General features: G+C 67.5%; 14 protein-coding genes. 9 read left to right on the top strand and 5 right to left on the bottom strand.

From position 1 onward, the window contains the following. The first annotated feature begins 123 nt into the window (after positions 1-123). The gene (locus tag AC50YC_RS19440; protein ID WP_494954914.1) at positions 124-459 is read left to right on the top strand and encodes a DUF4192 family protein; all 336 of its coding nucleotides are present in this window, start codon (positions 124-126) and stop codon (positions 457-459) included. Between the two features lie 321 nt (positions 460-780). Further along, a complete protein-coding gene (locus AC50YC_RS19435; RefSeq protein WP_494954913.1) occupies positions 781-2,118 on the top strand; it encodes an RNA polymerase sigma factor in 1,338 nt (445 codons plus the stop codon). 193 nt (positions 2,119-2,311) lie between these two features. Here the strand turns inward: AC50YC_RS19435 and AC50YC_RS19430 are convergent, their stop codons facing one another. Continuing rightward, positions 2,312-2,533: a DUF7455 domain-containing protein gene (locus AC50YC_RS19430; RefSeq protein WP_354173453.1), complete on the bottom strand. Its 222-nt coding sequence runs from the start codon at positions 2,531-2,533 to the stop codon at positions 2,312-2,314. A 237-nt stretch (positions 2,534-2,770) separates the two neighbouring features. On the opposite strand from AC50YC_RS19430, the gene AC50YC_RS19425 reads away from it, so the two are divergent. Together AC50YC_RS19425 and AC50YC_RS19420 are read left to right on the top strand one after the other, a co-directional pair. Then, entirely contained in the window at positions 2,771-4,879 is a 2,109-nt protein-coding gene (locus AC50YC_RS19425) for a DNA gyrase/topoisomerase IV subunit B (RefSeq protein ID WP_494954912.1), read from the top strand. 169 nt (positions 4,880-5,048) lie between these two features. Next, positions 5,049-6,569: a M20/M25/M40 family metallo-hydrolase gene (locus AC50YC_RS19420; protein ID WP_494954911.1), complete on the top strand. Its 1,521-nt coding sequence runs from the start codon at positions 5,049-5,051 to the stop codon at positions 6,567-6,569. Positions 6,570-6,699: 130 nt separating this feature from the next. Here the strand turns inward: AC50YC_RS19420 and AC50YC_RS19415 are convergent, their stop codons facing one another. The 3 genes from AC50YC_RS19415 to AC50YC_RS19405 form a co-directional block, all read right to left on the bottom strand. After that, on the bottom strand, positions 6,700-7,689 hold the full coding sequence (locus AC50YC_RS19415; protein WP_494954910.1) for a M56 family metallopeptidase: 990 nt from the start codon (positions 7,687-7,689) through the stop codon (positions 6,700-6,702). A 6-nt stretch (positions 7,690-7,695) separates the two neighbouring features. Continuing rightward, positions 7,696-8,082, bottom strand: coding sequence for a BlaI/MecI/CopY family transcriptional regulator (locus tag AC50YC_RS19410; protein WP_024368330.1), 387 nt, complete (start codon positions 8,080-8,082; stop codon positions 7,696-7,698). A 277-nt stretch (positions 8,083-8,359) separates the two neighbouring features. Beyond that, a complete protein-coding gene (locus tag AC50YC_RS19405) occupies positions 8,360-9,796 on the bottom strand; it encodes a DUF2252 domain-containing protein (protein WP_494954909.1) in 1,437 nt (478 codons plus the stop codon). 353 nt (positions 9,797-10,149) lie between these two features. Here AC50YC_RS19405 and AC50YC_RS19400 point away from each other — a divergent pair, with 353 nt between their 5' ends. From AC50YC_RS19400 to AC50YC_RS19385, 4 genes are read left to right on the top strand one after another with little or no spacing between them, the layout of a single operon-like run. Continuing rightward, the gene (locus tag AC50YC_RS19400; protein WP_494954908.1) at positions 10,150-11,751 is read left to right on the top strand and encodes a cytochrome ubiquinol oxidase subunit I; all 1,602 of its coding nucleotides are present in this window, start codon (positions 10,150-10,152) and stop codon (positions 11,749-11,751) included. A gap of 36 nt (positions 11,752-11,787) precedes the next feature. Beyond that, a complete protein-coding gene (gene cydB, locus AC50YC_RS19395; RefSeq protein WP_494954907.1) occupies positions 11,788-12,837 on the top strand; it encodes a cytochrome d ubiquinol oxidase subunit II in 1,050 nt (349 codons plus the stop codon). Between the two features lie 6 nt (positions 12,838-12,843). After that, entirely contained in the window at positions 12,844-16,425 is a 3,582-nt protein-coding gene (gene cydD, locus AC50YC_RS19390; RefSeq protein WP_494954906.1) for a thiol reductant ABC exporter subunit CydD, read from the top strand. Between the two features lie 21 nt (positions 16,426-16,446). Beyond that, entirely contained in the window at positions 16,447-17,439 is a 993-nt protein-coding gene (locus AC50YC_RS19385) for a GNAT family N-acetyltransferase (protein WP_494954905.1), read from the top strand. Positions 17,440-17,454: 15 nt separating this feature from the next. Here the strand turns inward: AC50YC_RS19385 and AC50YC_RS19380 are convergent, their stop codons facing one another. Beyond that, positions 17,455-17,973: a DinB family protein gene (locus AC50YC_RS19380; protein ID WP_494954904.1), complete on the bottom strand. Its 519-nt coding sequence runs from the start codon at positions 17,971-17,973 to the stop codon at positions 17,455-17,457. A gap of 498 nt (positions 17,974-18,471) precedes the next feature. On the opposite strand from AC50YC_RS19380, the gene AC50YC_RS19375 reads away from it, so the two are divergent. Next, a partial coding sequence (locus tag AC50YC_RS19375) for a transposase (protein WP_494954903.1) occupies positions 18,472-18,684 on the top strand: 213 nt, incomplete at its 3' end.

Genomic DNA, 18,684 nt, shown 5'->3' with positions numbered 1-18,684 from the left:
GGGCGAGGGGGCGCCGGGCGAGCGGGCGCCGGGCGAGCGGGCGCCGGGCGAGCGGGCGCCGGGCGAGCGGGCACCGGGCGAGCGGGCACCGGGCGGAAGGGCGGCGGCCGTGGTGCCGGCCATGTGCCGCCGGAGGTGCCCGGCTACGGCGAGGTCCTGCTGGGGCTGGCACCCCCGCTGCCGGACTGGACCTTGATGGCACGCCTGGACCGGGTGCTGGAACAGCTGGGCGCAGCCGGGGGTGAGGCGGGGGCCGCTGCGCTGACCGGGCGGGGCTGGATCGAGTGGTGCCGCGGAAAAGGGTCCTTCGCAGACGCGCTGTTCCGCCGCGCGGACCAGGAACACCCCGGCTACCGGCTGGCGGAACTGCTGGCGGAACTTGTCCGCCGCGGGACGCTCTGCGGCTGGGCGGCCAGGAGGGAGGCGGCCTGGCAGCGGTTCGAACCGGACGTCGCCTGACACCAAGCCAACGCCGGGCGATGAGGGCACCGCCACTGAGGGAAGGCGCGCCGCGGCGCCGCGGCCGGTATCGCAGGCCCGCGCCCCGCGTCGGTCCCGATTGAGAAAACCGTGAGACAATGGTTGCCGAGACCCGGTTGGGTCCGTGTATCAAGTGCTTGTAGTGGACCGTGGAAACAGGGAACATTACGGTCACCCCAGGAGTTCTACTTAGTGGCTCTGCTGGTCGTGATTGCACCTGATGTGAAACACGGACTTGACAGGGTCATAGTGGTGTTGCCCGTATGGTGATTCCACAGACCGCCGCTAGAAAGGTTTTCTGTGACCCCGTCTTCCGCGAAGAAGGAACCCGCCGACCAGGCCGTATTGTCCCCCGAGGAGAAGAAGGCGGCGACGAGCGCCAAGCGCGCCGCCACGCGTGCAGCCAACAAGGCTGTCAAAGACGCAGCCTTGGCCGACGGTGACACCACCGCATCGGCAGTCGCCAAGCCTGAACCCAAAAAGCGCGGGCCCAAGCCCGGCGCTAAAGCCGCGGCGCAAGCCGCCGGCAAAGCCGCCAACGGTGACGATGACACCGATGAGGAAGTCGAGGTTGACCTCGACGACGTCGTCGTGGAGGCCGTTGAGATCGGTGAGGACGGGGAGGAAATCCCCGCCAAGGCCGCCGCAGCCGCCACCGGCTCCGGCTTTGTCTACTCCGACGCCGACGACGACGACGCCCCCGTGCAGCAGGTCATGTCCGCCGGCGCCACCGCCGACCCGGTCAAGGACTACCTGAAGCAGATCGGCAAGGTCGCCCTGCTGAACGCCGAGCAGGAAGTCGACCTCGCCCTGCGCATCGAGGCCGGCCTCTTTGCCGAGGAAAAGATCAACGCCGACGACGGATCCATGGATCCGAAGCTCAAGCGCGAGCTCGAATTCGTCATCCACGACGGCAAGCGTGCCAAGAACCACCTGCTGGAGGCCAACCTCCGCCTCGTGGTCTCGCTGGCCAAGCGCTACACCGGCCGCGGCATGCTGTTCCTGGACCTGATCCAGGAAGGCAACCTGGGCCTGATCCGTGCGGTCGAGAAGTTCGACTACACCAAGGGCTTCAAGTTCTCCACCTACGCCACCTGGTGGATCCGCCAGGCCATCACCCGTGCCATGGCCGACCAGGCCCGCACCATCCGCATCCCGGTGCACATGGTGGAAGTCATCAACAAGCTGGCCCGCGTGCAGCGCCAGATGCTGCAGGACCTCGGCCGCGAACCCACTCCGGAAGAGCTGGCTCTCGAACTGGACATGACGCCCGAAAAGGTCGTCGAAGTCCAGAAGTACGGCCGCGAGCCGATTTCCCTGCATACGCCCCTGGGCGAGGACGGCGACTCCGAATTCGGTGACCTCATTGAGGACTCCGAGGCCGTGGTCCCGGCCGACGCGGTGAGCTTCACCCTGCTGCAGGAACAGCTGCACTCGGTGCTGGACACCCTCTCCGAACGCGAAGCCGGCGTGGTCGCCATGCGCTTCGGCTTGACCGACGGACAGCCGAAGACTTTAGACGAAATCGGCAAGGTCTACGGAGTCACGCGTGAGCGGATCCGCCAGATCGAATCCAAGACCATGTCCAAGCTGCGGCACCCGTCGCGGTCCCAGGTCCTCCGGGACTACCTGGACTAGGCACCCACCAAACAACGCGGGGTCAACTGCCGCCCGTCTTTCCCGGAGGGTTGGGCCGGAAGTGACCCCGCGTTGTTCGTTTAACTGACTCCGCGTTTGCCCGTTGCGCCAGCCAGGCGTTGTTGGTTAACGCGGAAAGAGCCCCTCCGGATCCGGAGGGGCTCTTTCTCATGTGGTTTGGTGGACCCGGTCTCTAGTCGACAGGGACCGGCGGCTTCTCGTGAAGGCGCCCCGTCTCGTCGTGCCAGTCAGAGCTGAGCGGCCTGAGCGTCGGTTCTACGGCGCGGGCGTGGTGGCCGCAGAAAAGAAGCTCACCCCCGGAGGCGCCGAGAACAACCCGGACATATGCCTGTGCTCCGCAACGATCGCACCGGTCGACGGTGGTGAGTGTGCGGTCCGCAACTGCTGTTGTCATGTTCGGCCTCCTTGGTAGATCGGTATACCTATATAACCAGCATTCGCAGCGAAACCATGGCACGGATGGCCCACTTTCGCTGTACGCGTATCACGTCTCGGTAACGGGTTCCGGCGCGGGCGGCGGCCGGGGAGTGGCAGCACACCGGACAGCGGCACTCCGACTACCCTAGGAAGAGCGCCAAAAAGCTTGCCGGCTCAATGGCAGCCGTCCCGTTCCTGAAGGAGTTTCCGCCCCGTGGCACCAAGTTCTGATTACACCGCCCGGCATCTCTCCGTGCTGGAAGGCCTTGAGGCCGTCCGCAAGCGCCCGGGCATGTACATCGGTTCCACCGACTCCCGCGGACTTATGCACTGCCTCTGGGAGATCATCGACAACTCCGTCGACGAAGCCCTCGCAGGCTTTGGCCATGACATCAAAATCATCCTGCACGCGGACAACTCGGTGGAAATCCACGACGACGGCCGCGGCGTCCCGGTCGACATTGAACCGAAAACCGGGCTGAGCGGCGTCGAAGTAGTGTTCACCAAACTTCACGCCGGCGGCAAGTTCGGCGGCGGTTCCTATACGGCCTCCGGCGGCCTGCACGGCGTGGGCGCGTCGGTCGTGAACGCCCTGTCCTCCCGGCTGGACGTGGAAGTGGACCGCGGCGGCAAAACCTACAAGATGTCCTTCCGCCGCGGCGAGCCTGGTCGCTTCAAGGACACCGGCACTAGGCCGGACCCGGCCTCGGTCTTCTCGCCCTTCGTCGACGGTTCCGTCCTGGACGTCGTGGGCAAGGCCAAGCGCGGCGTCACCGGCACTCGGATCCGTTATTGGGCGGACCGGCAGATCTTCACCCCGGACGCCAAGTTCTCCTACGACGAACTCGCCGCCCGCGCCCGCCAGACCTCCTTCCTGGTCCCCGGCTTGAAACTCACCGTCCGGGACGAGCGCAAGCAACCCGGCACCCCGGGCGAGTCCGGCCCGCACGAGGAGATCTTCCATCACGACGGCGGCATCTCCGAATTCGTGGAGTATCTCGCCGCCGACCCCGCCGTCACGGACGTCTGGCGGCTGCATGGCGCCGGCAAGTTTAAGGAGACCGTTCCGGTCCTGGACGACAAGGGCCACAGCCAACTGACCGAGGTCGAGCGGGACTGCGAGGTCGACGTCGCCCTCCGCTGGGGTATCGGCTACGACAGCACGGTGCGCACCTTCGTCAACATCATCTCCACGCCCAAGGGTGGAACGCACCAGACCGGCTTCGAACAGGCGCTCCTCAAAACCTTCCGCAAGGCGGTGGAGACCAACGCCCGGAAGCTGAAGGCCGGCAACGACAAGATCGAGAAGGACGACATCTTCGCCGGACTCACCGCGGTCCTCACCGTCCGGCTTGCGGAGCCGCAGTTCGAGGGCCAGACCAAGGAAATCCTGGGCACCTCGGCCGTGCGGGCCATCGTGGCGAAGGTGGTGGAACAGGAGATCAACGCGAAGCTGACCTCGTCCCACCGCAACGACAAGGCCCAGTCGGCGCTGCTGCTGGAAAAGGTCGTCAGCGAGATGAAGTCGCGCATCTCCGCCCGCGTCCACAAGGAAACCCAGCGCCGCAAGAACGCCCTCGAGACGTCCTCCATGCCAACCAAACTTGCGGACTGCCGCACGGATGACGTCGCACGCTCCGAACTGTTCATCGTCGAAGGCGACTCGGCGCTCGGCACCGCCAAGCTGGCGCGGTCCTCCGATTTCCAGGCGTTGCTGCCCATCCGCGGCAAGATCCTCAACGTCCAGAAGGCCTCGGTGGGCGACATGCTCTCCAACGCCGAGTGCGCGGCGCTCATCCAGGTGGTGGGCGCAGGCTCCGGCCGTAGCTTCGACATCAGCGCCGCCCGCTACGGCAAGGTCATCCTGATGACCGACGCCGACGTCGACGGCGCCCACATCCGTACGCTCCTGCTCACGCTGTTCTTCCGCTACATGCGGCCGATGATCGAACAGGGCAGGGTCTTCGCGGCCGTCCCGCCGCTGCACCGGGTGGAGGTCATCAACGCCGGCCAGAAGGCCAACGAGATGATCTACACCTACTCGGAGACGGAACTGCACGTCCTGCTGGCGAGGCTCGCGAAGGAAGGCAAGCGCTACAAGGAGCCGATCCAGCGCTACAAGGGCCTGGGTGAGATGGACGCGGAGCAGTTGGCCGAGACCACAATGGACCCGCGGCACCGCACCCTGCGCAAAGTCGGCATCGAGAACGCCAAGCAGGCCGAGGAGACCTTTGACCTGCTGATGGGATCCGACGTCGCGCCGCGCAAGGACTTCATCATCGCCGGGGCGGCGAGCCTGGACCGGGAGCGCATCGACGCCTGAGACCTCGCCCTCACCGGTGCTGGGGCGTGCATTGTCCTGGCCGTTGCCGGATCACGCCAGTGCCCAAATGCCCTCTAACCCAGTTTCCCTCCTTCCGATAGTGTCGTCTCACGGCCCCGGGCAATGACGCCCGGGGCCGGATTCCGCGGCATAAATCCAGGAGATCCCTATGAGGCAAACTCGGAATATCCAGCGCGCGGCCATCGCCGCCACGATCGGACTGGCGGTCAGCTTCGCGCCGCCGGCCATTGCAGCAACCGGAACCAACTCGGAGGCCCTGCGCACCGCAGTGTCCGCGCCGAACATCATGACCCATCTCAACGCACTCCAGGCCATCGCGGATGCCAACGGCGGCAACCGCGCAGCTGACAGCCCGGGCTACGAGGCCTCGCTCGAATACATTGAAGGGGTACTGCAGGCAGCCCATTACGAAACGGCCCGTCAGCCGTTCAGCTACGACCGCTACGACTTCACCTCGGCGTCGCTGGAGCGGGTGTCACCGGATCCGGAGACCTACACCTATGGGACCGGTTTCCTGGATATGTCCTACTCCGGTGCCGGCGACGAAACGGCCCCGCTGACCGCCGTCGACCTCAACCTCGCCGGTGACCATGCCTCGACCAGCGGCTGCGAAGCGGGCGACTTCGCCGGCTTCACGCCGGGAAACATCGCCCTGATCCAGCGCGGCACCTGCACTTTCCGGATCAAGGCGGACAACGCCGCCGCGGCCGGGGCCTCGGGGGTCATCATCTTCAACCAGGGCAACGTCGTCCCGGGCGATGACCGCCTCGGCCTCTTTGGCGGCACCCTGGACCTGCCGCAGGCAGCCATCCCGGTGGTCAGCACCAGCTACGCGACCGGCGCCGAACTTGCCGGGCTCAGCAATGTGGTGATGCGCCTGGCTGTCGAGTCTGGAGTGACCACGATCGAATCCTTCAACATCCTGGCGGATACCGGCGGACGTGCCGACCGCACCGTGGTGGTGGGCGCGCACCTGGACTCCGTGGCTGAGGGCCCCGGCATCAACGACAACGGCTCAGGTTCGGCCGCGATCCTGGAGACCGCGCTCCAACTGAAAGCCTTGGGCGTTGAACCGACCAACCGGATCCGCTTTGCGTTCTGGGGAGGGGAAGAGGACGGGCTGATCGGGTCCGAGCACTATGTCTCCCAGTTGACGACCCGCCAGGTCAAGGAACATGCCGTCAACCTCAACTTCGACATGGTCGGTTCGCCGAATTTCGTCCGCTACGTCTATGACGGCGACGGCTCGGCGTTCGGCGAGAAGGGTCCCAACGGCTCCGCGCTGGTGGAGAAGGTCTTCCTGGACTACTTCAAGTCCCAGAACCTGCCCGTTGCCTCGACGGCCTTTGACGGACGGTCCGACTACTTCGGTTTTATCAACACCGGCATCCCGGCCGGCGGACTGTTCACCGGCGCAGAGGACCTGAAGACCGCAGAAGAAGCAGCCATCGTCGGCGGCGAAGCAGGTGCCCCGCTGGACCCGTGCTACCACGCGGCCTGCGACACCATCGCCAATGTCAACGTTGATGTGCTGGAAGAAATGGCGGACGCGATCGCCCACACAACGCTCACCTTTGGCATGACCACCTCGGCGGTCAATGGCTCGGCAAAGGGTAACGGGTCCGGCAATGTGGACCTCGAATACAAGGCCAACAAGCTGCTTAAGTAAGCGCGGGCACAAGCCGCGCAATAGGTGCCGGGCCGCTCAGCCTTCGGGCGGGGCGGCCCGGCCTCCGCTCGGGCACTGCCCGGCGGGGGTCGCCCGGGCGGGGTTGCCGCGGCGGTCGCCGCGGAGGGGCTCAGCCCAGCAGGCCGGGAACAATCAACAGGGCCGTCGGAACCGCCAGCAGCAGCAGGCAGGCCGCCAGAACAGCCGCGCGCAGGGGTTCCGGGAGGGGCGGCTGCGGCGAGAGCAGGCGGCTGACGCGGGACGCCGTCGTCGAGGCCGAACCGGCGCCGCCCGTGGCACCCGGCTGGCCTGGCTCGCCGTCGGACAGGTCCGAATCGCCGAAGGCCATCCGGGCGCCGGGGGCGCCGGAGGAGCCGCTGGCCACAATCGCGATCGCCTTGATCAGGGTGGCCTTGCTCTCGGTCTTCAGCGCCACGTCGTCGGCGAGCATCTCGATCAGAGAGCTGACAGCTTCCTGCGCCAGCCGCGTGGTGGGAAGCCAGGGCAGCGCCTGCCGCCAGGCCGCAAAAGCCCAGAGCAGCAAATGGTGGCGCTGGTCCAAATGGGCGTTCTCGTGGTTCAGGACTGCGCGCAGTTCGGCGGGTTCCAGGGCCGCCATAAGCCCGTCGGAGAGCACGGTAACCGAGCGGGCGCCCCCGGGCAGGCAGTATGCGACGGGGGAGTCGACGTTGATCACCATGGTCCGCGGACCGTCAGCGGACGGGGACGCGAGCAGGGCCAGCAGTTCGCGGTGCCGACGCCGCTGGCGCTGGATCCTGTAGTACGTCAGCAGCAGGGTGAAGACCAGATGGGCTGTCAGCAGCGCCGCGGCCGAGAGCGCAAAGATGTGCCAGAAGCCCAGTGCCGTGGTGGGCGCATTGTTGAAGACCATCCCGCCCAGTGCCTTGAGGCCGGCCAGCAGGTTGTCCCCGATCGGTTCCAGTCCGTAAACCAGCATGGCGCCGATCATGGACAGCCCGCCGGCGAGGGCAATTGCCTGCCACAGCAGCATCGCCGTGAACGGCGAGCGTGCCGGCCACTGTGCGCGGGACAGCACAATTGGCACCGGCCAGGCCAGTGCTATCGCCAGGACCGCCAAAAACCATGAGGTCCAGAACATCGGGCGCTAGCTGAGTCCCAGCAGCTTGCGCAGCGTTTCTGCCTCGGTGTCGGTGACGGAACCAATGAAGCGGGCCAGAACGGCCTCGCGGTCCGGTGCGGAGCCCAGGACCTCGTGCATCAGCTCAGCGGTGTGGTCCTCGCGGCTGGAGACTGCCTGGTAGCGGTGCGGGCGGGTGCCGCGTTCTCGCTCCACCAGGCCCTTGCGTTCCAGGCGGGAGAGCACGGTCAGCACCGTCGTGACGGCCAGGTCCTTGCCCTCATGTCCGGCGGTGCCGTTTTCGGCGCGCGTACTCTGAGCGAGCAGGTCCCGCAGTGTGTTCGCTGTCGCAGCCTCATGGCCTGCCCAGAGCAGGTCCATCACTGCCCGTTCCAGTTCACCGAGACTTGCCATTGCGTACGTCCTTCGTAAGGGCCGCTCCGGCGAATCGACTCGGCCGGGCGGTAGTGAATACTTCAGTCTTAAATTTAGCGTGTTTTGCGGATAGTTTCTACATGAGGTAGAAGTGTCCGGCGCGGGCGTGTCGCGCAGGGGGCCATGGCCGTTGCGGAGAGGTCGTTCCCGATTGGGCCGTCCGGCTGTGGCGCGGCCGGGGCGTCGACGTGCACGGCGGGCTCCGGTGAGGACCGCGGTCCGATGCCGCGAGCGGTCAGTCGTGGACGATATTGGCCTAGAGGCCCTCGATTGCTTCCAGTCGGCCGGAGCGGACCGCATCAGCGAAGGCCTGGTAGTCCCGTTCATTCTGGTCGGCGTAGCGCTCGGAGAAGTCGGTGATCGCCACATCGAACTTGTCGCTCTTGCCCAGGTAAGCGGCGATCGCGACGGCGTCACCCGAGCGGGCGTGCGCGCGGGCCAGTGTCCATCCGCATGCGTTGGCATAGAAGGTCATGCCGAGCGGTTTCATCCCTTCCACAATGGCCGAACCCTTCATGTCACGCAGCTGGCGCCAGTACAGGTACCGGTTTTCCTGCGCCCCCTTGGTCCACCCCAGGAAGATGTCGCTCGCAGCCTGCATCACCCGCTGCCCCTGCACCACACGCTCGCCCGGCTGTTTGAATTTGCTCTTTGGCAAGTGGTCCTCGAGCACCGATCGGGTGGCCTCCTTGACCTGGAGGAACAGCGGGTCCTGTTGATCGCGCCCCTGGAGCAAGGCAATAAACGCCCGGGTGCCGACGCTGCCGACGCCGACGACCTTGCGGGCGACGTCGATGATTTCGAAGCGCTCGAGGAGGTGGCGTCGGTCCTCCTGCAGTGTGGCCCGGTATGAACGGAGCTGCTCGCGAATCACCTGCTCCAGTTCATCGGCGGACATGCTGAACGATCCGCCCAGCTCCCGGGCCGGGATGACGATCGGTGGCTGGCTGACGATTCGGTATTTCCCGTCCACAAGCTCGGCGAGCTTGGACAGTGCCTGCAGGCTGTCCCGGGTGTGGGCCTTGGCGACGTTCGCTCGCGCCGTCTTTTCCATGCCTTGGGCAGCTTTCTTGAGGGCCTTGCCCTTTTGAGATGCCACGGCCAGGTTGATGGTTTCCAGCAGCTGTTCCTCGGACAGCCGGGCGTACCAGATGTCCAGAGTGCGCATTTTCGCGAACTGGGCCATCGCTTCCCGGTAGGCCCGAACCGCGGTCAGTGTCACATCGCGGGCCTCTTCCTTGGTGAACGCGTTGTTCCGGGCCGCGATGGTAAAGCTCGCGGACATACGCTTGACGTCGTATTCAAACGGCCCCGGAAGTGTCTCGTCGAAATCATTCAGGTCGAACAGCAGTGTCCGCTCCGGCGAGGCGAATACGCCGAAGTTAGACAGGTGGGCATCTCCGCACAGCTGCGTGATCAGGCCCGCCCGTGGCGTGTCTTTCAGGTCGGCGGCCATGATTTTGGCCGCGCCCCGGTAGAAGGTGAACGGTGAGGCCAGCATCCGTCCGTGGCGCACCGGGACGAGGTCCTGTTCGCGGGTGAGGTTCTGCTCCTCGAGGAGGGCCACCGGGTCCGGCCGGTCGGGCGCAGGAACCCAGCCCGCGGGGCTGGAGACCGGCGTCTTCTTCCGGTATCCCTTTCCCCTCGCAATCCGCTCCTCGACGCTCCGGTGCTTGACTTTGGTCTCGGCCATGATCGGCGACCTCCCTTGACGGCGGGAACCGCCACCGGGCACGGGTTGCCCGGGGCAGTAGCCGCTGAGTTGCGCAGACGCGCCCCCGCTCCGGGCTCAATCAGAATGGCTGCGCAGGTACTGCGATTGTGGCCCTGAAGCGGTCCCTGGTCAACGCGCCGCGGAAGGATCCGGTCACGCTATCGGGTTGTTGAAGTCCGGTCTCCCGTCCATGAGCCACCGGCAGCGCCTCCATTGCGGGCCGTTCCGTGCCGTGGGACTCTGGGTGCAGTGACCCATCAAAGTGTTCTACACTCTGTAGAAGAATCTTTCTACGTCATGTAGAAGTTGCTCCTAGCAAGTTAGGGACTGCCTTGGACGCCTTGGAAATCGCACGCTGGCAATTCGGAATCACCACCGTCTACCACTTTATGATGGTGCCGCTCACGATTGGCCTGGGCCTCGTCGTTGCCGTGATCCAGACGATGTGGCACCGTACCGGCAAGCCCGAGTACCTCCGGATGACCAAGTTCTGGGGCAAGCTCTTCCTGATCAACTTCATCATGGGCGTCGCCACCGGCATCGTGCAGGAATTCCAGTTCGGCATGGCATGGAGCGAATACAGCCGCTTCGTGGGCGACGTGTTCGGAGCCCCGCTGGCCATGGAGGCCCTGCTGGCGTTCTTCGTGGAGTCGACGTTCCTGGGTCTCTGGATTTTCGGCTGGAAGCAGCTCAAACCCGCCGTCCACCTGGCCTGCCTCTGGATCGCCGTGATCGGTTCAGTGTTCTCCGCCTACTTCATTATCGTCGCAAACAGCTGGATGCAGCACCCGGTGGGCGTTGAGATGATCAACGGCCGTCCGGTGATGACCGATGCCTGGGCGGTCTTCACCAACAACACCGCCCTCGTCGCCGTCCCGCACACCATCTTCGGCGCCCTGGCCGTCGCCGGCGCCTTCCTGCTCGGCATCGCCTGGTACCACCTGTGGCGCCGCCGGCACGACGGGATCGACACCATCGGCCCGGACGGCAAGGTCGTTCCCGGTGAGGCCGCCATCCCCGGCCGGGACCGCACCGACCACGCCGTCTGGATCCGCTCCCTGCGGATCGGGGCCGTCGTCGCCATGATTTCCTTCGCCGGCACCGCCATCACAGGGGACCTGCAGGGCAAGCTGATGTTCGAACAGCAGCCCATGAAGATGGCCGCCGCCGAAGCGGCCTGCCACGACGGCACCGGCTTTTCCATCCTGAGCATCGGCAACCTCGGCTCCAAGAACTGCGACGACATCGTCGCGCTCATCGAGGTTCCCGGGATCCTGTCCTTCCTCGCCAAGGGCGATTTCACCACCGAAGTCAAGGGCGTCAACAGCCTGATTGACCAGTACAAGGCCGACTACGGTACCAACCTGCCGGACAACCCCATCTACGGGGAACGGGCCGGGCAGGAAATCCAGTACGTCCCGGTCATGGAGGTCACCTACTGGGGCTTCCGGATGATGATCGGCTTTGGCGGACTGGCTGCCCTGGCCGCGCTGGTTGCCCTCTGGCTCACCCGCAGTGGGACGGTCCCCGCGTCCCGTGGCCTCATGCGGCTGGCCGTGTTTGGGATCCTGGCGCCGTTCGGAGCAAACGCCGCGGGCTGGATCTTCACCGAGATGGGCCGCCAGCCGTTCGTCGTCGCCCCCAACCCGGACCCCAGCGGGATCGACCAGGTCTTTATGTTCACTGCCGCCGCCGTCTCACCCGGCGTCTCCGCCGGCGAGCTCCTGACCTCACTGGTGGTGCTCACCGCGGTTTATGCGGTGCTGCTGGTGGTCGAGGTCAAGCTGCTGGTCAAGTACATTCGCGGCGGGGTTGTCGCGGCCATGCCGGAACTCGCCCACGCTCCCGTGGACGAGAACGAGGATGCCACCCCCAAGGGCGGTGGCCCCGGCAAACCCGGGGACGCCGACGACGTCCTGGCCTTCGCCTACTAAGCCTTCGGTCCCCAAGAAACGCAGAGGATACTCAGCATGGAACTGCTTCCCACCATCTGGTTCATCGCCATCGCGGTGCTGTGGACGGGCTATCTCTTTCTCGAGGGCTTTGACCTCGGCGTCGGAATGCTGATGAAGGGCTTCGCCCGGAACAACACCGAACGCCGCGTGCTGCTCAACACGATCGGGCCGGTCTGGGACGGCAACGAAGTCTGGCTCCTGACCGCGGGAGGTGCCACCTTCGCGGCCTTCCCGCTCTGGTACGCGTCCCTGTTCTCCGCGCTCTACCTGCCGCTGCTGCTGGTCCTCGTCGCCCTGATCTTCCGCGCCGTGGCCTTCGAATACCGCGGCAAAGTGGACAACCCCCGGTGGCGGGCCCGCTGGGACTGGGCCATCTCCCTCGGCTCCCTCGTGGCGGCCTTCGGTATTGGCGCGGCCCTGGGACTGACCACCACCGGACTTCCGATCAACGCCAACGGCGACCGCGAAGGTGGACCGTTCGCATGGTTCAGCGCCTATGCAGTACTGGGCGGCCTGGCCGTCGTCGGCTTCTCACTGCTGCACGGCCTGGCCTTCCTGGCCCTCAAGACCGACGGCGACATCCGGCACCGCGCCCGCCAGTGGTTCGTCCGGCTTCTGCCCGTCCTGCTGCTGCCGATCGCGGGCTGGGCGATCAGCCTTCAGCTGCTCAGCGGCGAGGTGTGGACTGTCCTGGCGGTCCTCGCCGCCGTCGTCGCCGCCGTTATGGCGTGGAACTTCGCCCGCACCGGTGCCGAAGGCCGCGCGTTCCTGTCCCTGGGCACTTTTCTGCTCCTCGGCAGCGCCTCGATCTTCGGTGCCGCCTTTCCGGTCGTGCTGCCGTCCACACTGAACCTGGACTTCAACCTGACCATCTCCAACGCGTCCTCCTCGGACTACACCCTGGGGCTGATGAGCATCGTCGCCCTGATCGGGCTGCCCCTGGTGCTTGCCTACCAGGCATGGACCTACTGGGTGTTCCGGCGCCGGGTGAGCGACGCGCACATCCCCGAGGCCCACAGCTTCCTCCCCGCCATCGCCGCCAAAGCCCTGGCCCCCAAGGACTAGCACCTGATGAGACCGCAGTTCCCCACGGGCCCCGCCAACCGCGCCGCCCTCTACCTGCTCGGCCTGCTCGCGGCCTTGAAGGCCCTGTCCCTCGTGCTGATCGCGCAGGCGGTCGCATCCATGCTGGCGGGGCTGATGGCCGGCGACCCGGCCTGGGGCGGACAGCTGTACTGGGGGGTTGCGGGAGTCGCGCTGCGGTCCCTGACGGTCTGGGCCCAGGCGGTCGCGTCGCGCCGGGCGGCGCTGGGCGTGAAGGAGGAGCTGCGCTCGCAGCTGCTCGACCGGGCGCTGCGCAACGGCACCAGGTCCGCCGGCCCCTCCGATGGGGGCCTCGCCATCCTGGCGACCCGGGGACTGGACGCCCTGGACAGCTACTACACCCAGTTCCTGCCCGCGCTGGTGAACTGCGCCGCGATCCCGTTGCTGCTGGGCGCGCGCATCCTGTACGACGACTGGATCAGCGCCGCCGTGATCGTGCTGACCGTCCCGCTGGTCCCGCTCTTTATGATCCTGATCGGCCGCTACACCGATGACCGCGTCCGGGAAGCCCAGTCGGCCCTGGCGCGGCTGTCCGGCCACATGCTGGAGCTCGCCAAGGGCCTGCCCGTGCTTGTGGGACTGGGCCGGGCGACCGCCCAGCGCAAGGCCCTGGAGGACCTCTCCGAGGAGTACCGCCACCGGACCATGGGAACGCTGCGGACCGCCTTCCTCTCCGCTCTCGCACTGGAACTCATCGCCACCATTTCCGTGGCCGTGGTCGCCGTCTTCATCGGCGTCCGGCTGGTGCACGGCGACATGGCGCTGGAAGCGGGGCTGCTGGCCCTGATTCTCGCCCCCGACTGCTACCTTCCGCTGCGCGAACTGGGCACCGCCCACCACGCAAGCGACGACGGCCGAGCCGCGCTCGCCGAAACCACCGCCGTCCTCGAGGCACCCGAACCCACGCCCCTGCGGCCCGCCGCGGCCCCCTCCGGGGCCGGGGCGGACGCCGGAGCCGACGGTCCGCCGTCCCTAAGCGTGGCCGGACTGACCGTCCGCTACGGCGGCCGGACGGATGCCGCCGTCGGGCCGCTGAGCTTCACGGCAGCCCCGGGCCGCATCACCGCCCTCGACGGCCCCAGCGGCGCCGGCAAGAGCACCGTCCTCGGGGTGCTGGCCGGAACCATCGGGACCGGCGGCGGCACCGACCAGGAAACCATCGTCACCGGACGGCTCGCAGGATTCACGACGGCGGACCTCGCCTGGGTGCCGCAGCACCCCGTGATGGTCGCCCCCACCGTGCTGGACGAGATCCGGCTGTATCTGGGATCCGACCTGGAAACTGGGGCGGACGGCAACGCCGATGATCGGGGCCAGGCTGCGAGCCAGGCCGCGGCCCTGCGCTGCCTGGCAGCCTGCGCCGCGGAGCACCTTGCCGCGAAGCATCCCGCCGAACTCAGCCCGGGGGAGCTGCGCCGCGTCGCACTCGCCCGCGGCCTGGCACGGATCGAAGCCGGAGCCCGGGTGCTGCTGCTCGATGAACCCACTGCCCACCTGGACCGGGAATCCGCCACCGCCGTGAGCCGTGCCATCGCCGCGCTCCGCGGCAGGGTCACCATCCTGCTGGTCGCCCACGACCGGCTGACCCGGGAACTCGCCGATGAACTCGTTCCCGTGGCACGCGTGGCCTCGCCGGCGCCCGGTGTCGAGGCATCCGCCGTCCAAGCATCCGCCGTGGAAGCGTCAGCTACCGGAGCACCAGCCACCCAGGCGTCCACCGCGGGGGACCCCGCCGCGGAGGCCGCGCTGTTTGAACCCCGGCCGGCCGACGTCGGGCCCGCCGGACCCCAGGCTGCGGAACTCGAGCCGGCCAACAACATGGAATCCCGCGGGCCACGGACCGGGACGGCCGGACGGGCCACGCACGGGTCAACGGTAACCCGGCTCCGCCGGCTGCTCGCACCCGTGGGAGCCAAGTTCGCCGCGGCCGGCGCGGTCGGCACCCTGGCGGCCCTCTTCGCCGTCGCCCTCTCCGGACTCTCCGGCTGGCTGATCATCCGCGCCAGCGAACAGCCGCCCATCCTGTACCTGCTCACCGCGATCGTTGGCGTGCGCTTCTTCGGCATCGGCCGGGCCGCGCTGCGCTATTTGGAACGCCTCCTGCTGCACGACGCCGTCTTTGCCGCCCTGACCAGGCTCCGTGGCCGGCTCTGGGAGTCGCTGAGCCGGCGCGCCCTCTCGCTGCGCCGGCTGCTGCAGGGCGGCAACGTCCTGGGCACCGTGGTGGACGACGTCGACACGGTCCGGGAGCTGCTGCCCCGGGTGGTCCTGCCTCCGCTCACCGCCGTGGCTGTCGCGGCCGCCGCGGTCACCGGCATCGCGCTGCTCCTGCCAGCCGCGCTCCCCGCCGTAATTGCCGCCGCCGTGCTGAGCCTTGTGGCGGCCCCCGCCCTGGCGCTGGCAGCGGACCGGATGTCCGCCGGCACCGAGCAGCGGCTGCGCTCCGGCGTTCTCCGCCAGGTGGCGGCGGCCCTCGACGCCCGGGCCGAACTCCACGCCAACAGCGTCTCCGCGCCGGTGCTCGCGGCCATCACCCGCGCCGACCGCTCCGCGACCGCCGCCTCCCAGCGCTCGGCCTGGGCCGAAGGACTCGGCCAGGGGCTGACGGTGCTGGCCTGCGGGACGGCCGCCCTGGCCAGTGCCGCGCTGGCCGCTCCGCTGGCCCTCAGCGGAGCGGTTGAGGCCTCGACGGTGGCCGTGGTGGTGCTGCTGCAGCTCGCGCTCGTGGAGCCGTACGCGGCCATCACAACGGCGGTCCGGCAATACCCGGCGCTGCGGGCCGTGCTGGATCGCGTCGGCGAAGCAGGCGTCCTGGACGACGGCGACACCGACGCGTCCGGCGGCCTGGTCACAGTCGCCGGCCGGCCCGGCGGCAAGACCGGCATCGAGCTGCAGGACCTGGCGGCCGCCTGGCCGGGCGGGCCACCGGTCTTCACCGGGCTCAGCGCCACGGCCGAACCCGGGCGCTGGCTCTCCGTCACCGGGACCTCGGGCTCCGGTAAGTCCACCCTGCTCGCCGTCGTCCTGGGTTTCCTGCCGGCAGCCAGCGGCCAGATCCTGCTGAGCGGGCGGGCTGCCTGGTGCCCGCAGGAGGCACACCTCTTCGATTCGACCATCCGCGGCAACCTGCTGCTCGGGCTTCCGGAGACCCAGCGCGGGGCAGAGCCGGAACCGCAACTCCAGGGCGCCCTGGCCGCGGTGGGCCTCGGACCGCTGGTCGGGCGGCTGGAGCACGGCCTGGACACCCGGATCGGACCCGGCGGAGCCTTCCTCAGCGGAGGCGAACGCCAGCGCCTCGCCGTCGCCCGCACGCTCCTGACCGGCGCGGACGTAATCCTGCTGGACGAACCGACGGCCCACCTGGATGCGGAGTCCGGCCGGGCGATGCTGGCCGAGCTCCGGCACGGACTGCGGGACCGCACGGTGGTGCTGGTGACCCACAACCCGGAGGACATCGCCGCGGACGACAGCCGGCTGGACCTGGACCGTGAGGCAGCCAGGAACGCTGTGCTGTCCCCGGAGTCAACGCCGTCGCTGGCGCGGGGGTAGGCCGGACGTTAGCCTGTTGCCATGAACGGACACGCCGACCCCCTGGCCAGCCTGGACCCCCGACTGGAGTGGCGGGCCGCAGGGCCCGCGGACCTGGATGACTGGGCGGCGCTGATCGCCCGGACCGCCGCCGTCGAACAGCCCGTCTGGTTCGAACGCCGCGCCGACCTGGAACAGGTCCTCGAATCGCAGAAGAATCCGGCCGCCGCGAATACGGTTCTCGGCTTCGACGCGCAGGGCACCGCCAGGGCCTACGGCCGGATCACCAAGAACCCTGACGGTGAGAAGGCGATCGGGTATGGCTGCGTCGATCCCGTGTGGCAGGGAAACGGGATCGGTACCGGGCTGCTGGGCTGGATGGAGGCGAGGACCCGGCAGCGTTTTGCCGAGGATGCGGTGAACGGTTCCACTCCCAGGCTGCGGCTCCACATGGAGCAGCAGCACACGCACCAGTCCGCCCTGTTCGGGGATGCCGGCTACCGGATCGTCCGCTACTACAACGAGATGCACCGGCCCTTGGCGGGCGGCTTTCCCGAGCCGGCGCTGGGTGAGGGGCTGGAAATCGTGGGCTTCGGGCCCGAGCTGCATGAGCCCGTGCGGCTGGCGCATAACGAGGCGTTCCGGGACCACTGGGGCAGCGAGCCCCGGGACGAGGAGGCCTGGGGCTTTGTGGTGAACGATCCGCTGGCCCGGCCGGACCTGAGCGCCGTCGTTGTGGAGCAGTCCACCGGGAGGGTGGCCGGTTACCAGCTCGCCAGCCATGACGCCGTCAGTGCCGAGTCGCGGGGCTACAAGGAGGGTTACACGGACCTGCTGGGGGTGCGGCGCGAGTTCCGCGGCCGCGGAGTGGCGCAGGCGCTCCTGGCCGATGCGATGCGCCGCTTCGCCGCCGCCGGGATGGACAAGGCCTCGCTCGACGTCGACTCGGAGAACCCCACCGGGGCGCTGGCCCTCTACGCCAAGATGGGCTACGTCGCCGTCAACAGCAGCATGGCCTGGGACAAGGAACTGTAGCTACCCGTCCACGCGCTACCCGTCCACATCGTGGAGATGATGGACGACGTCGTGCAGGAAGTACTGGGAGAACGTCAGCACGGTGAATTCCGAGCCGTTGCTGCGGATTCCCGTGCGGCCCCACTGATCCTCCGGGACCCGTCCGAAGGACGCGGCGATCTGCTCGCCCTCCGCGGTGAGTTCCGCGCTGACCTCGGCCGGGTCGGCGTTGGCGTAGTCCTTCTCGACCGCGGTCACGTCCTGGTCCCAGTCGTCGAACCGGGCGTCCTCTTCGCGGAGCATCAGGTCCAGCCGGTAGTCGAACAGGCTGAAGACGTCCCGGACGTGGCAGGCGTATTCCAGCACGGACCACGTGTCCCCGTTCGGGCGTTCGGCGGCGTCCGGACGCCGCAGGGCGGCGCGCCAGCGCGGGAGCATGCTGGCCACGATCCCCGGCACCGTCGCTGGCGTCGCCGCCGAGGCATCGAAGCCGCACTCGGGGCAGGTCCGCTGCAGGACCCAGGTCCAATCCTTAATATCCGGGATGATAGGCATGCGAGCAGTCTAGGCGCATTCGGGGGGAGTCGAAGGGCCGAGGCCAACCAAGGCCAGCCCACGCGGTCGGGTGGACTTGCCCGCTGCCGTTGCCCTCGCGTAAGGGATGCGGACGTAGCAACTTCGCTAAGCCAATCTTGGCTCTTCCCATGGTCGCTGGTAGGGCTAGTCCTCACGGGTCTGATGAGCATGAAACATGAGCGCACTGAAGGCCTGATAGACGCAGCCCGGTGCGGAGAGCGCGAATTCAATCCGTCCGCGCTCTGTCAATTGGTTGTATTCGCACGCAAGGGCCCGAACAAGTTTGTCCTGCTTCTTGTACTTCACCGCAGCCCGATCAGACTCGGATGGTCCAGCGCTGGGTCGAACCCAGTTCGGATCGCGGTCCCACGGCGGGATCTTGCCGGACAAGGGCTTAGCAGTAAGATGCNAGGGCTTAGCAGTAAGATGCCTGAGGTGTACTACTGATGTGAGACACAGTTTGAAAGGATTGTGCCCATGTCTTCCCGTCCCAGTTATTCCGATGAGTTCAAGGCCGATGCCGTGAATCTCGTCATTTCCTCTGGCCGTTCGCCCGCGTCAGTTGCCCCCGAACTGGGGATCTCCGGGACCGCGCTGAAGCGGTGGGTTCAGCTGCATCGGGAAGGAGAGGCCGGGGCCGGCGGCAAGCCTGATGATCCGGTGGATCCCGCGAAATACAAGGCGATGGAG

This window comes from Pseudarthrobacter sp. MDT1-56, from assembly GCF_059383555.1.
Note: the sequence above shows the minus strand (reverse complement) of the source record. Positions and strands in the feature narration are given on the sequence as shown.